Origin of the sequence: Micropruina sp., assembly GCF_047602385.1 — a bacterium.
Taxonomy (GTDB): domain Bacteria; phylum Actinomycetota; class Actinomycetes; order Propionibacteriales; family Propionibacteriaceae; genus Micropruina.
The window spans coordinates 65,304-79,177 of sequence record NZ_JASGHL010000004.1; the positions used below are offsets into that span (position 1 = coordinate 65,304).

Below are 13,874 nucleotides of genomic sequence, written 5' to 3' on the forward strand. Positions count from 1 at the left end.
ACCGAAGGACCCCCCGTGAGTGACTACAGCACCCCCGCCGACGAGCAGCCGGATGAGAAGCGGAAGTGGCCCCACCTCCTCGTCGCGATCCGATGGACCGGGACCCGGTGGTGCCGCCACGATCGCTGATCGAACCACTGTCCGGCCGGGTGCTCGACCCGGGCACCGCGATGCAGGTCGAAGGGATCACGCCACGACCCACGGTCTACGTCGGGACGTCGCTGTTGGTCGCCCTGGATCGGCTCGAAGCCGTGCTACCGATCCTGCAGAAGGTCGGCGGGCTGAAGGGCTGGACGGTTCGGGTCGATGAGACTTTCGACTCTCCCCGGGTGACGACACCCGATCCGAATGATCCGGCGAAGCGGATCACGCTCGGGATGGCCCGGCTGCTGCTCGGCGTCTCGCCGGGCGTCGCCGCGTCCTCTCCGGACGCCTGGGTGCTGCTGCAACTGGCCCGCGCCGAGGCTGGGGTGAAGGCGCTGGTCGGGGTCGGCCTGGACCACCTGATGATGACCTCGCCGATGTTCGACCCGCACCCCATGTTCGACCCGCACCCCATGTTCGACCCGCACCCGATGTTCGATCCACACCCGATGTTCGACCCCCACCCGATGTTCGACCCGCACGGGGCACCGTCCAGCTATGCGCGGCAGGGCTCCGGTGGACGCCAGCCGGTCGCATTCATCGGGCATCCGCCGAATCGCCACGAGAAGTGCGCAGTGCGGCCACATGTGGCGATCATGGACACCGGCGTCGGCAAACATCCCTGGCTGGACGCCGTGGTGACCGAGGACACGCCGAGCTTGATCCCGCTCGATCCGAACTCCGACCCCGAGGTCGGCGGGGACCTGGCCGGAGCTCTCGACGGCGAACTCGACACGAACTCGGGCCACGGGACGTTCATCGCCGGATTGATCCACCAGGCCTGCCCGGATGCCGACATCTTCTCGTGGCGGATCGTCGAATCCGAAGGTCCGGTTCCCGAGACGCGCGTGCTCACAGCGCTCATCGGCCTGGTCGATCTGGTCCGCAAGTATTTCGATCGCGAAGCAGGCGGCCTGCGCGTCGACGTGCTCAGCCTGTCGCTCGGCTTCTTCCACGAATCCAGCGACGACACCCTGACCGAGCACCTGCTGGGCGGCCTGCTCGGCTCGCTCGGCGTGATGGGGGTGACCGTGGTCTGCGCCGCCGGCAACGAGTCGACGGCACGCCCGCAGTACCCCGCGGCACTCGGCCCCTGGCGTCCGGGCCCGGGTGTCCCCGAGATGGTCGATTCGTTCCGGCTTCCGATCGTCTCCGTCGGCGCGCTCAATCCGAACTCGACCGAGGCGCTGTTCAGCAACACCGGTCCGTGGGTTCGGGCCTGGGCCTCCGGCGCCTCGGTGATGAGTACCATCCCAGCCTTCCAGGGCGGCTACTTGCCCCAGGCCCGGATCAGGTACGACGGCCACATTCGCGAGAACATCGACCCGGACGACTTCACCGGGCAGTTCGCAGTCTGGAGCGGGACGTCGTTCTCGGCGCCGCTCGTCGCGGGTCGGATCGCCCAGCGTCTGGCGTCCACGATGCCCGCCGATGAAGAGGCGCACCGCGCCAGCGTCACGAAGCGAGCATGGCAGGCTGTGTCTGAGGTCTCAGACATCGTGGCACCATGAGGGGGTGTTGACGGCCCTTGAACTGCATGAGCGCGCTCGGGCCGCCAACACCGCATGGCGCTTCAACCAGGCTCGTGCGCTGCTGCTGAAGGCCTTGGCGCGCGCCGACACCGACCTCGTCCGGGCGATCATCCAGGGAACGCTGGCGTTCGTGGAGGCAGAACTCGGTGACCCCAGGGCGGGCCTGACACACGTCGATGAGGCCTTGAGTCGTCGCGAGTCCCTGCCGGATGTCGAGGTGGGCAAGCTGCTTGCGCAGCGCGCACTGATCCACACCCGGCTCGGTGAACCACGTCAGTCGCTCGCAGACTTCGCACAGGCCATCCCGCTGCTCGCCGACAGCCCCGAGGAAACAGGTCGGGCGCGAATGAACCGCGGGAACATGCACCTTCAGCAGGGCTCCATCCGGGCGGCGATCGCGGACTACGAGGCTGCTTCCTCGGCGCTCGACAATGCCGGAGCCGAGGTGCTTGCGGCAAAGACCCGGCACAACCTGGGGTACGCGGCCATGATGGACGGAGAGCTGGTACGAGCCGTTCGCCTGATGGACGCGGCCGCCGTCGTGATGCGCCCGATCTCGCTGGAGAGTGCGGCGGTTTCAGATCAGGATCGCGGGGAGGCGTTGCTGGCGGCGGGGATGCATGATGAGGGTCGGCGCAACCTGCAACAGGCCGCCGAACTGCTGGGCCGCAAGGGATGGCGACGAGCCCAAGCCGAGGCGGAGCTCGTCCTGGCTCGCACCTGGGTCGTCGATGACCCAGCGCTCGCCATCCGTTGGGCGCGCCGGGCGGCCCGTCGGTTCCGGCAGTTGGGCGTCCCGGCGTGGGCCCTGCACTGCGAGGCCGTGGAGCAGGCGGGCCGGATCGAGAGCGGCCGCGGCGATCATCGGGTGGCCCGGCGGATCGCGGACCGGCTTGCGCGGCAGGGCATGGGTCGCGATGCCGTCTGGCTGCGGGTCTATGCGGCCAAGGCCGGGATTGCCGCCGGCGCCGCCACGCCCCGCCTGCGGGTGCCCGCGGACGCCGGTCTGCAGACCCGGCTGCTCTCCTACGAGGTGCGTGCGCTGGGGCGGCGCTCGCCCCGCGAGGCGTTGGCCATCCTCCGGGCAGGCTTGGATGAGCTGCACCAGTGGCAGTCCACCTTCGGCAGCCTCGACCTGCAGACCGCGACGGTGAGTCACGGCGAACGGCTGGCCGAGCGCGGGCTGGCGCTGGCCGTCGGCACCGGCCGGCCGCAGCTGGTCTACGAGTGGGTGGAGTGGCTGGACGCCGTGTCGACCCGGATCGTTCCGCTGCGTCCTCCGGCGGATCCCGAGGCGTCCGCCGATCTCACCGAGTTGCGGGTGCTCGCTCAACGGCGTCCCGAACCGGGAACTGCCGAGGCGGAGCGCCAGGCCGAACTTCTCGACCGTGTCCGGAGGCGATCCTGGACCGATCGCGGGTCGGCGACGGTGCAGTCCATCGTCGGCCTCGATCGACTCCAGGCAGAGCTGGCCCGTGTTGAGGCCACCTTGATCGCACCGCTTGCGACCGATGGCTGGGCCTGGATGTTGGTGGTTGCCGCCGACTCCGCGGATCTGCTGCGGATCGCACCCACTGATGACATCCGGGCCGCGTTGTCCGGGCTGCCCGCCGACCTCGACATGGCCGCGGCCGACCTGCCCCCGATGATCGCCGATAGTGTGCTTGCTGGCCTGCGGGAGCGGCTGGCCGGGCTTGATCGCGTGCTTTTCGATCCCGTCCGTGAGCGGCTCGGCACTCGCCGGGTGGTGGTCAATCCCACCGGGATCTTCTCCGGCGTCGCCTGGACGCTGATGCCGACGTTGAGCACGCGTGCGGTGACGATCCCCCGAAGCGCGTCGGAATGGGTGGCCAGGGGGGCCTCCGCCCACGAGTTCGCGACCGCCGGCCTGGTCGCCGGCCCCCGGCTGGCCAGGGCCGAGCACGAGGTGGAGGTCGCGGCGTCCCACTGGCCGGGTGCGGCCCCGCTGACCGGTGCGGCAGCCACCGCCTCGGCGGTCAGCGAGCTCGCCGGACGGGTCGACCTGCTGCACCTGGCCGCCCACGGCCACCACGTGGTCGACAACCCGCTGTTCTCGAACCTCGAACTGGTGGACGGGCCGTGGTACGGCTACGACCTCGACCAACTGCCGCAAGTACCCGAGACGGTCATTCTGTCCGCCTGCGAGGTCGGGGCCACCACGATCCGACGCGGGGACGAACTGCTCGGCCTGACCACGGCCTGGCTGCATGCGGGGGCGCGCTGCGTGATCGCGTCCCCGGCGAGCGTGTCGGACGAAGTCGCTGCGGCGATCCTGCCCGACATGCATGCCGAACTGGCCCGTGGCCTGCCGCCCGCGGACGCTCTGGCCGCCGCAACGGCGAAGCACCCGGATCTGTTGTCCACCTTCCAGTGCTATGGCGCAGGCTGGTGAGGCAAGGCCCGACACCCTCCTGACCGGGTGCCGAATCCGCCTCGTCAGAGCTGCATTCCTCGGCGTCGATCGGCGGTTGCCCCCAGCGTGCGGCGGGTGAGGCGGGGAAAGATCTGCCGGGATTTTCCGCCGGCGCTCACAAACGGGGCCGAAATTGTGCCTTCTAGGGTGTGAAGACCATACTTTCCGAAACCCTCGCCAGTCACCGCGTCCTGCGCCGCCGGGACCACCGCGAACTGCGCCGTCAAATCGACCACTGTCTCGAGACCGGTGAACTGATCGCCGCGCTTCCTGGCGTGTACACCGCACCCGCGCCCGATCTGGAGACGCTCGCACTCGCCGCCGCCCGCTACCAGCCGGACTGCGTGGTGGTCGGCGCCGCAGCCGCGCGACTGTTGTGGTGGCCGGAATGCCACGTCGACCAGGTGGACGTCGCGGTGGGCTCGCGGTCGCTCGCCTGGCGGCAGTACCGCATTCAGCACCGCATCGTCCCACCCGAACTCGTCGTCGAACGCGGACCGGTGCGCATCGCCAGCCCGGCTCTCTCGGTTCTCGACCTGCTGCCGAGCATGGGTGGTCGGGTAATCGATGAGGCCCTCAGGCTACGCCAGGTGACTTTGCCCATGCTGTGGCAGGCACTCGCACTCACGACGGGCAGGCGTGGCAACCTACATCGCCGCACGTTGCTCATCGACTCCCGGGATCAGCCCTGGTCAGAGGCCGAACGCGCGGCCCATCGAGCACTGCGGGCCGCTGGCATCGACGGCTGGACCACCAATCACCGGGTCAAGGTATTCGGCCACACCTACTTCGCGGACATCGCCTTCCCGCAGCTTCGGGTGATCGTCGAGATCGACGGGCAGGAGTTCCACAGCAAGCCCGAAGCGTTCGCCCGTGACCGGTGGCGTTGGTCTCGGATGGCCGCGGCGGGCTGGCGGGTCCTCGTGCTGCCGGCCTCGGCCACGAACGAACCTGCCGAAATGATCACGCTGATCGAGGCCACGCTAGCCCTGGCGAGGCTCAGCCAGCGGGGGTGAGCCAGCGTCATCCCGAAAAACCACTGGTCGATCGCGCCGCCCCGGCGTGTCGCGCCCTTCTGAGCAATCGACCAGTGGATTTTCGGGATGGTCAGGTCAGGAACCCAGCGACCGCGGCCACGACTCGCGGCACCGCGCCGCGGTTGAAGGAATGCACCCCGGGCACCGCGACGATTTGAGGCTGTGCTCCCCCGGCTTGCTCGGCCGCCGTCCGGACGTCGTCGGGCGAACCGAACGGGTCCCGCTCCCCCTGCACGACCAGCACCGGTCCGGCGACCCCGGCGAGTTCGGCGATCCGGGACGCCTCGGGCTTGCCCGGCGGATGCAGCGGGAAGGCCAGGCAGACCACCCCGGCCTGGCGTTCATCGAAGCACCGGCAGGCGACCCGGGCGCCGGCGCTGCGGCCGCCCACCCACAACGAGAGCCCGGGGAACAGCGCGAGCACCACGTCCAGCGCCGGACGCCAGCCCTCGTCCAACATCGGTGGACGGACGGCGATCCGCTTGCCGGCAACCCGCCAGGGCTGCTCGTGGAGCACCACGGCGATCCCCCGCCGGGGCAGTTCCACGGCCAGCGCGACGAGGTCGAACGCACCGATTCCGCCACCGGCCCCGTGGCCGAGGACCAGCACAGCCCGCGGCTCGGCGGCGGGGTGCACGGTGAGCCTGGACGGCCCCAGCGGCGTCTCGACGGTCAGCACGGACATGGCGGCATTGTGCCGCGACCGACCATGCCGCGGCACCTGCCACTATGGAGGCATGACCGTGCTCTCGATCGTGGCCGCGCTCGGCGTGGTGGTATTGCTGGTGTGGGCCTGGCGGGCGCAGCGACAGAAGTTCGCCGACGAGATGTTCGCCGGCGTGATCCCTGGATTGACCCCCGTAGGCGGCCAGCCGGAGACGCGGGTTCCGGTGCCGTCCGGACCGGAGTACTCCGGCGAGATCGCGGTGGCCTTCAACCCGCCCCGCGGCATTCGTCCGGGGCTGGCCGGCACCGTGGTCGACGGCAAGCCGGAGACCCGCGACGTGATGGCGACCATCATCGATCTCGCCGCCCGCGGGCACCTCAGCGTCACGGTGGTGGAAAGCCCCCGCTCCCGCGGCGGTAAGGACTGGGAGCTTCGGGTCGCCGACCGGGCGCCGGCCGATCCGCTGGATCCGGCCGAGCGCACGCTGCTGCACGACCTGTTCATCCAGGGCTCCGACGTGCGCCTCTCGGAGTTGCCGCGGCAGGGCAATCACGCCATCGGCGATCATCAGTACGCGCTGGCCAATGACTCCTACGAGCTGGGCTACTTCCGTCAGGTGACCGGCATGCAGCCCGTCCGGCTGGTCTGGATCGTCGCCGGACTGCTGCTCCTGGCCGGTTTCGGCACCAGTAGCTTCGGCCTGATGGCGGCCGGCGGCTTGGCCGCGCTCGGCGGTGTGCTGATCGGCAGCCGGACCGGGCAGCGTCCGGTGCGGACCGCCGAGGGCACCGCTCTGCGCGTCCAGACCTTGGGCTTCAAGCGCTACCTGGAGACCGCCGAGAAGGAGCAGTTCTCCTACGAGGAGGCGGCCGGCATCTTCTCCAAGTACCTGCCCTGGGCGATCATGCTGGGGGTCGCGGCGCACTGGGTGAAGGTCTTCGGCGACCTGGCCGCCCAGGCCCGCGACGACGGCTACGACGACGACTTCGATCTCGTCTGGCTAGGCGTGATGGGCTGGGGGTTGAGTGACGCGATGTTCTCGTTGGCGATGTTCTCGGCCCTCGACGGCATCGATGGGGTGGGCGACATCGGCTCGCTCGGCGACGCCTTCGGGGACGCGGGCGGCATGTTCGACGCCGGCGCCATCGACTCCCTCGGCGCGGACGCCGGCAGCGCATTCGGCGACTCGGGCGGCTTCGACGGCGACTTCTCGTCAGTGTCCGACGGCGGTGGCGACTGGGGCGGCGGCTTCGGCGGTGGCGATTGGGGCGGCTTCGGCGGTGGCGACTTCGGCGGCGGTGGCGGGGACTGATCGTCCCGCGCACCGAACCGGACGGCACCGGACGAACCGACCCTCAGGCGCGAGACTTGTGCCATGAGAGTCACCACCTGGTCGTTGCAGATGGTCAAACCCAGCCCGGACGCGCCGCGTCCGTGGCCTGAAGGCGTCGGGTTTGAGCGAGCCGACGGCATCACCCCCGAATACGCCCGGTTCCTCTACGCGCTCGTGGGCGGCAACTGGAACTGGAACGACCGGCTCGGCTGGTCCCGTAAGCAGTGGCTGGACGAGTTGTCGGTGCCCGGCACCGAGTTCTGGATCCTCTACGGCGAGGGGGTTCCGCTGGGTTACGTCCAGTTGCAGCCGGTCGTCGAATCGGACGGCAGCCACGTCGAGATCCGCTATTTCGGACTCGCCGAGTACGCCCTCGGACGCCGTCTCGGCGGCCCGATGCTCGAACACGGCATCGCCGCCGCCTGGTCGCTACCGGTGCGCCATGGGCTGCCACCCGCAGCGCGGGTCTGGGTGCACACCTGCACCCTGGACGGCCCCGCCGCGTTGACCAACTACCAGGCTCGCGGGCTCGTGCTCTACCAGACCCACGAGACCGACGAGGACGTCCCCGACACTCCCCCAGGCGCCTGGGTAGCCACTGGAGGGCCGGCGGGAGCCTGAGCTGAGGAAGCGCTGACCTCTCGCTGGTCGAGCTTGTCGAGACCCCACTGGCAAGGGGTTTCGACGAGCTCAACCAGCGATACGCCTCACCAGCGCGTTTGGAGTCCAGGCAGGGTGCGGAGGATCGGGTCATTGGTCACCAATGGCGTTCCCTCGACCATGGATTGCGCCGCTAGAAGGCGGTCGAACGGATCCCGATGGGGCCGCAAAACGGCGAGTTCGTGGTCGCAAAACGGCGAGTTGCGCGTTGGGTGTGGCTGCGTGGAGACCCCTGCTCGAACGCCACGCCGCACCGCGCGCAGCTGAGTACTTGCGGCACTTCCCGTTTTGATCATCGAAGGCGCACGCCAGGCCGACAAGAGCACGCTGGCGACGAGGCTCGCCGGGGACCACGCGGTCGTGGTCAACCTCGACGACGAACAGACCCGCCTGGCAGCCGTCGCCAATCAGGTCGGTTTCGTGGCTCAGGCCGGGCCCCGGCGTGCCTCCCGTTGGTAGTCGGCGGCCCAGGCAACTCGATGGGACGTCCTCACCGGGCAGTTGCGCGGCGAGCTTCGCCGGCCGTTGGTAGCCGGCAGCCCAGGCAGCTCGATGGGACCGCAATTCGACCCTGGCTCCTGCACCTCGGATGACTGGGTCACCGGAGTCGGGTGCAGATCATGACGCCCGTCGCGTCGTCGATCCTGACCGTCGTCCACCCGTCGAGTTCGCCGAGTTCGTTTGTCAAGACGTCGACTCTGGCCTGATGGTCGGGTGGCCACGACGGCTGGGGTACCAGGTCGTCAACGACGTACAACCCGCCCGGCGCGACCAGTGCCAGCGCCTTGTCGCGGTCGCTGAACTTGCCGGGCCAGGTGTCGGCGAACACGAGGTCGAACGACTCGCCGGCTCGCGCCGGAGCGGCCAGCCATTCGCCGCCGTCCGCGACGACGAACTCGACCCTTGGATCGTCGATCTCGCCCTGGGCGATACCCGAAAGAACCGGATCCAGTTCGACTGTGACCAGTGTGGCCGTCGCGGACATGCCGCGAAGCAGATGCACGACACCCAGGCCCACACCGGTGCCCAGCTCGAGCATTCGCCCGCCGGGCTTGCTCGCAGCGAGAACGCTCAGCAACCGACCGACAGCCAGCGTCGAGGATTGTTCGAAGCCCACCTCCCGAGCCCGAGCCGCCAGCCCGGCTGTGCGGTCGTCGGTGGTGCCCACGCGCCTATTCAAACACGGACGCCTGGTCGCGTCCCGGCAGGAGAATCGCGGCCGAAGGCCGATGGACGGCGGACGCTGAGTCAGTGGGGGAACCGGGCGATCCCATCTGACATGCTGAACCTGGCCCGGACGCGAGAAGGAGCGGAATGGACTTCCACAATCTGTACGCCCACGGTTTCGCCCGGGTGGCGGCCGTCACGCTGCCGATCGCGATGGTGCAACCCGAGGTCAACGCGGCCGCGGTCCTGGAACAAGCCCGTCAACTGGACGCCGACGGCGTCGCTGTGGCCGTCTTCCCCGAGCTGTGCTTGGCCGGCTACTCGATCGAGGATCTGCTGCTCCAGGACGTGGTGCTGGACGCCGCGGAGGCCGCCGTGGCGTCCGTCGTAGAGGGGTCCACAGACCTCGGCACCGTGCTGGTCGTCGGCGCACCCCTGCGCAGCCTGCACCGGATCTACAACTGCGCGATCGTCATCCACCGCGGCACGATCCTGGGCGTGGTGCCGAAGTCGTACCTGCCCACCTACCGGGAGTTCTACGAACGCCGGCAGATCGCTCCGGGCGATGACGTCACCGGTGAGATCCGGGTGGCCGGGGTGGACGTCCCGTTCGGACCGGACCTGCTGTTCGCCGCCGACGACGTCCCGCATTTCGTGCTGCACGTGGAGATCTGCGAGGACATGTGGGTGCCGATCCCGCCCAGCGCCGAGGCCGCGCTGGCCGGCGCCACCGTGCTGGCCAATCTGTCCGGTTCGCCGATCACCGTCGCCAAATCGGTCGAGCGGCACCAGTTGTGCGCGGCGAACTCGTCGCGCTGCCTGGCCGCCTACGTCTACGCGGCCGCGGGCGAGGGGGAATCGTCCACCGACCTGTCCTGGGACGGGCAGACGATGATCTACGAGAACGGCGCCCTGCTGGCCGAATCCGAGCGTTTTCCCGACGGCCCGCGGGCCTCCATCGCCGATGTCCACCTCGGCCGGCTGCACCAGGAACGGCTCCGGATGGGCACCTTCGACGACAACCGGCGGGCCCACGCCGACCGGGTGGACGGCTTCCGCTGGGTCGGCTTCACGCTCGGCGCGCCGTCCGGTGACCTGGGGCTGAGAAGGGACGTCGCCCGCTTCCCGTTCGTGCCGTCCGACCCGGCCCGGCTCGCCCAGGACTGCTACGAGGCGTACAGCATCCAGGTCAGCGGGCTGGAGCAGCGGCTGCGGGCGATCGGCCAGCCGAAGATCGTGATCGGCGTCTCGGGCGGCCTGGACTCGACCCATGCGCTGATCGTGGCGGCCCGGGCGATGGACCGGCTCGGACGCCCCCGCACCGACATCCTGGCGTTCACCATGCCGGGCTTCGCGACGTCCGACCACACCAGGAACAACGCCACCCGGCTCGCCGAATCGCTGGGCGTCACCTTCGCCACCCTCGATATCACCGGCACCGCCCGAACCATGCTGGCCGAGATGGACCACCCGTTCGCCGACGGCGAGCCGGTCTACGACATCACCTTCGAGAACGTGCAGGCCGGGCTGCGCACCGACTACCTGTTCCGGCTGGCCAACCAGCGCGGCGGCATCGTGCTCGGCACCGGCGACCTGTCCGAACTGGCGCTGGGCTGGTGCACCTACGGCGTCGGCGACCAGATGAGTCACTACAACGTCAACGGCGGCGTGCCGAAGACGCTGATGCAGCACCTGATCCGCTGGGTGGTCGCGTCCGGCCAGTTCGACGCCGAAGTCGGCCAGGTGCTCGACGCCATCCTGGACACCGAGATCACCCCCGAGCTGGTGCCCACCACGCCGGGCGAGAAGCCGCAGTCGACCGAGGCGTCCATCGGGCCCTACAACCTGCAGGACTTCACCCTCTACCAGGTGCTGCGGCACGGCACCGCGCCGTCGACGATCGCCTTCCTGGCCATGCATGCCTGGTCGGACGCCGCCCGGGGCGAGTGGCCGGCGGGTTTCCCCGACGAGAAACGCGTCGGCTATGACCTGGCGACGATCAAGAAGTGGCTGGAGGTGTTCCTGCGCCGGTTCTTCGGCTTCGCCCAGTTCAAGCGGTCGGCGATGCCGAACGGTCCGAAGGTGGTGCGCGGCGGTTCGCTGTCGCCGCGCGGGGACTGGCGGATGCCGTCCGATGTCTCGGCGGCGCTGTGGCTGGACGAACTGCGCCGCAACGTGCCATGAGCAGATCGGACGCCCCACGCGTCGCTCCCCCGCAACTGCCGGCGTTGAGCGGCGTCGAGGCGGGTGCGGATGCCGATGGCGAGCCGTACGCGGAGGCGCTGCTGTCCTGGAGCGTCGCTGAGGCGTCCGCGACCGGCGCCGAGATCTCCGATTCCCGGCTCGTCGGGCTGCCCACGGACCGGCTGCATTCACCGCGGTTGCGGCTGAGTGAGGTAGAAGTCGCCGGTCCGGCGGTGATCGATTGGGACGCCGCCCGGTCCAACTGGCGCGGGGTGGCGGTCAGCGGCGGGAGCATCGGTGTCCTGGACGCGTCCGGCTCCCAGTGGAACAACGTCTGCCTGGACGGCGTCCGGATCGGTTACCTGAACCTACGCGAAGCCAAGCTGTCGGATGTCCGGCTCTCCGGCTGCCGGATCGGCACCCTCGACCTGGCCGCCGCGACCACCGCGCGGGTCGCCCTGCAGGAGTGCGTGATCGAAGACCTCGATGTCCGTAACCACAAGGCTGAACATCTCGATCTGCGCGGCCTGGACGTGGGCCGGCTGAATCGCCTGGAGGGCGCCCAGAGCCTGGCCGGTGCGATTCTCGCCGAGGACCAGGCGTCCCGCCTCGGACCACTTCTCGCCCGCGCCCTGCGGATCGCGGTCGAGGATCGCTGAGGCTCGGCGTCAGGGCCGCAGCGGGCGTCCGGCGACGTCGCGGGGCCTACCCGCGAGCAGCACGATGCCGTCGATCAACGGCCACAGTGCGCCAACGCCGAAGGTCACGAAGGTGACCACGATCTGCGCGATCGCCATGCCGATGTTGCCCAGGTAGAACCGGCCGATGCCCAGGCCGCCGAGGAAGATCTGCAACAGACCGGCGACGAGCTTGCTCTTGTCCGAGTACGGCACTCCGGTGAGCGGATCGATGCCGTAGGGCGCCAGCGCCTGCGGCGCATACGGGTTGCCCGGCGAATGGTAGGGGCTCAACTGGGCGCCGTACGGGTTCGGCTGCGGCGGGTACCCCTGCGGATTCGCCGCGTACGAGGGGCCCTGCGGTTGCTGTGGGTACGGGGTGTAGCTGGGCTGCGGCTGCGTCGGACCGTTGCCCTGGCTCTGGTAGGGCGACGGATTGTACGTGGGGTCGGACATCATGCTCCTGGGGTGATCGTCTCCGCCCACACTGTACGGACCGGCGACCACAAGTTCGGACCAATTCCGACTGCCAACCGCGGGATTGAGCGTGTCGGACGCCCGTCCCCGTGCCGTCCGGGGTCTCGACACGCTCGACCAGCGAGAACCCAACCGGTGCCCGGGCTGCTGTCCGGGGTCTCGACACGCTCGGCCGGCGAGAACCCAAACCGGTCGGCCCGCGGACCGTCCAGTGGTCTCGACACGCTCGACCAGCGATCACCCCACCGCAGGTCGGTCCCGCCGGGAGCCGTCCGGCCGTGTAATCCTGGCCCGGTGACCCACCCGCTGACCCTCACCGACGCCGATCGCGAGTCGCGGCTCCGGCGGATGAAGCTGGTCGCGCTGTCGCTGCTGCTGCTGGCCGCGGTGGTCTATCTGAGCACCCTGCGAGTCGCCGACCAGGCGGGCTGGGGGTTCGTCAACGCCGGCGCCGAGGCTGCGATGGTGGGCGCGCTGGCCGACTGGTTCGCGGTCACCGCGCTCTTCCGGCATCCGCTGGGGCTGCCCGTCCCGCACACCGCGATCATCCCGCGCCGCAAGAACGACATCGCCCGGAACCTGCAGTCCTTCGTCACCGAGAACTTCCTCACCGAGGAGATCGTCCGGGAACGGGTCGCCGCCACCGATGTCGGCACCCGGATGGGGCATTGGCTGCAGGACCAGACCCATGCGACCCGGGTGGTTGCCGAGGGCTCCCGGCTGGCCAGGGTCGCGTTGAGCCGGATCACCGACGACGACGTCACTCATCTGGTGGCCGACGTCATCGTGCCCCGACTCGAATCGGAACCGCTGGCCGGCACCATGGGCGACCTGCTGGACGCGATAGTCCACGACGGCGCCCACCACGGGCTGGTCGACCTGGTCGTCGGCGAGGTGCACGACTGGCTGCGCCGGCATCCGGACGTCTTCAACGGGATCGTCGGCGAGCGGGCACCCAAGTGGGCGCCCGGGTTCATCAATCGGCGAGTGGTCCGCTGGACCTACGACCAGGCGATGGAGTGGCTGTGGGCGATCCGCAGCGACCGCGACCATCCGACCCGCGCCGCACTGGACGACCTACTGCGGCAGGTGGCCGACGACCTGCAGCACAACCCCGGGGTCGCCGAGCGCGCCGAGAAGCTGAAGAACCGGCTGCTCGGCCATCCGCAGACCGCCGAGACCGTGGCCCGGCTGTGGCGCACCGTGCAGTCGTCACTGGACGCCGCGCTCGCCGCCGAGGCGTCCGAGCTGAAGCAGCGGGCCGTCCGAGCCGTCCAGCGCCTCGGCGAGTCCCTGCAGCGGGACGAGGCCCTGCGGAACCGGGTGAACGCGCGGGTCGCGGACGCCGCCGCGTTCGTCGTCCGCACCTACGGCGCGGAGCTGTCCACGGTGATCAGCCACACCATCGAGCGCTGGGACGGCCGCCAGGCGGCCCGCCGGATCGAGCTGCACATCGGACGCGACCTGCAGTTCATCCGGATCAACGGCACCGTGGTCGGCTGCCTGGCCGGCATGGCCATCCATGCGGTCAGCCTGCTGGTGCACTGAGTCGCGCGCTGGTC

The 13,874-nt window shown here is 69.8% G+C and carries 12 protein-coding genes; 9 read left to right on the forward strand and 3 right to left on the reverse strand.

Translation table 11 applies throughout. From position 1 onward, the window contains the following. Positions 1 to 65: 65 nt before the first annotated feature. The 3 genes from QM711_RS13375 to QM711_RS13385 all read left to right on the forward strand — a co-directional run bounded on the left by QM711_RS13375 (position 66) and on the right by QM711_RS13385 (position 5,126). Positions 66 to 1,655 (forward strand): S8 family peptidase, encoded by a 1,590-nt coding sequence (locus QM711_RS13375; protein ID WP_415100127.1) that lies wholly within the window; start codon positions 66 to 68, stop codon positions 1,653 to 1,655. Positions 1,656 to 1,659: 4 nt separating this feature from the next. Beyond that, entirely contained in the window at positions 1,660 to 4,089 is a 2,430-nt protein-coding gene (locus QM711_RS13380; protein WP_415100129.1) for a CHAT domain-containing protein, read from the forward strand. A gap of 170 nt (positions 4,090 to 4,259) precedes the next feature. Then, on the forward strand, positions 4,260 to 5,126 hold the full coding sequence (locus QM711_RS13385; RefSeq protein ID WP_415100131.1) for a DUF559 domain-containing protein: 867 nt from the start codon (positions 4,260 to 4,262) through the stop codon (positions 5,124 to 5,126). Positions 5,127 to 5,217: 91 nt separating this feature from the next. Here the strand turns inward: QM711_RS13385 and QM711_RS13390 are convergent, their stop codons facing one another. Beyond that, entirely contained in the window at positions 5,218 to 5,832 is a 615-nt protein-coding gene (locus QM711_RS13390) for an alpha/beta family hydrolase (RefSeq protein WP_415100133.1), read from the reverse strand. Positions 5,833 to 5,884: 52 nt separating this feature from the next. Between QM711_RS13390 and QM711_RS13395 the strand changes: the two genes are divergently transcribed. From QM711_RS13395 to QM711_RS13405, 3 genes are all read left to right on the forward strand, one after another. Continuing rightward, positions 5,885 to 7,126, forward strand: coding sequence for a DUF2207 family protein (locus tag QM711_RS13395; RefSeq protein WP_415100135.1), 1,242 nt, complete (start codon positions 5,885 to 5,887; stop codon positions 7,124 to 7,126). Between the two features lie 63 nt (positions 7,127 to 7,189). After that, a complete protein-coding gene (locus QM711_RS13400; RefSeq protein WP_415100137.1) occupies positions 7,190 to 7,768 on the forward strand; it encodes a GNAT family N-acetyltransferase in 579 nt (192 codons plus the stop codon). A 327-nt stretch (positions 7,769 to 8,095) separates the two neighbouring features. After that, positions 8,096 to 8,266, forward strand: coding sequence for a hypothetical protein (locus tag QM711_RS13405; RefSeq protein ID WP_415100139.1), 171 nt, complete (start codon positions 8,096 to 8,098; stop codon positions 8,264 to 8,266). Between the two features lie 139 nt (positions 8,267 to 8,405). Here QM711_RS13405 and QM711_RS13410 read toward each other — a convergent pair whose 3' ends face one another. Beyond that, the gene (locus tag QM711_RS13410) at positions 8,406 to 8,975 is read right to left on the reverse strand and encodes an O-methyltransferase (RefSeq protein ID WP_415100141.1); all 570 of its coding nucleotides are present in this window, start codon (positions 8,973 to 8,975) and stop codon (positions 8,406 to 8,408) included. Positions 8,976 to 9,121: 146 nt separating this feature from the next. Between QM711_RS13410 and QM711_RS13415 the strand changes: the two genes are divergently transcribed. Further along, positions 9,122 to 11,158: an NAD(+) synthase gene (locus QM711_RS13415; RefSeq protein WP_415100143.1), complete on the forward strand. Its 2,037-nt coding sequence runs from the start codon at positions 9,122 to 9,124 to the stop codon at positions 11,156 to 11,158. Further along, positions 11,155 to 11,817, forward strand: a complete 663-nt coding sequence (locus QM711_RS13420; protein ID WP_415100145.1) for a hypothetical protein — start codon at positions 11,155 to 11,157, stop codon at positions 11,815 to 11,817. The genes QM711_RS13415 and QM711_RS13420 overlap by 4 nt, the downstream gene beginning before the upstream one ends. Positions 11,818 to 11,826: 9 nt before the next feature. Here the strand turns inward: QM711_RS13420 and QM711_RS13425 are convergent, their stop codons facing one another. After that, positions 11,827 to 12,291 carry an NINE protein gene (locus QM711_RS13425; RefSeq protein ID WP_415100147.1) on the reverse strand — a complete coding sequence of 155 codons (465 nt, stop codon included), beginning with the start codon at positions 12,289 to 12,291 and terminating at the stop codon, positions 11,827 to 11,829. A 315-nt stretch (positions 12,292 to 12,606) separates the two neighbouring features. Between QM711_RS13425 and QM711_RS13430 the strand changes: the two genes are divergently transcribed. Next, on the forward strand, positions 12,607 to 13,860 hold the full coding sequence (locus tag QM711_RS13430; protein WP_415100149.1) for a DUF445 domain-containing protein: 1,254 nt from the start codon (positions 12,607 to 12,609) through the stop codon (positions 13,858 to 13,860). The last annotated feature ends 14 nt before the right edge of the window (positions 13,861 to 13,874 follow it).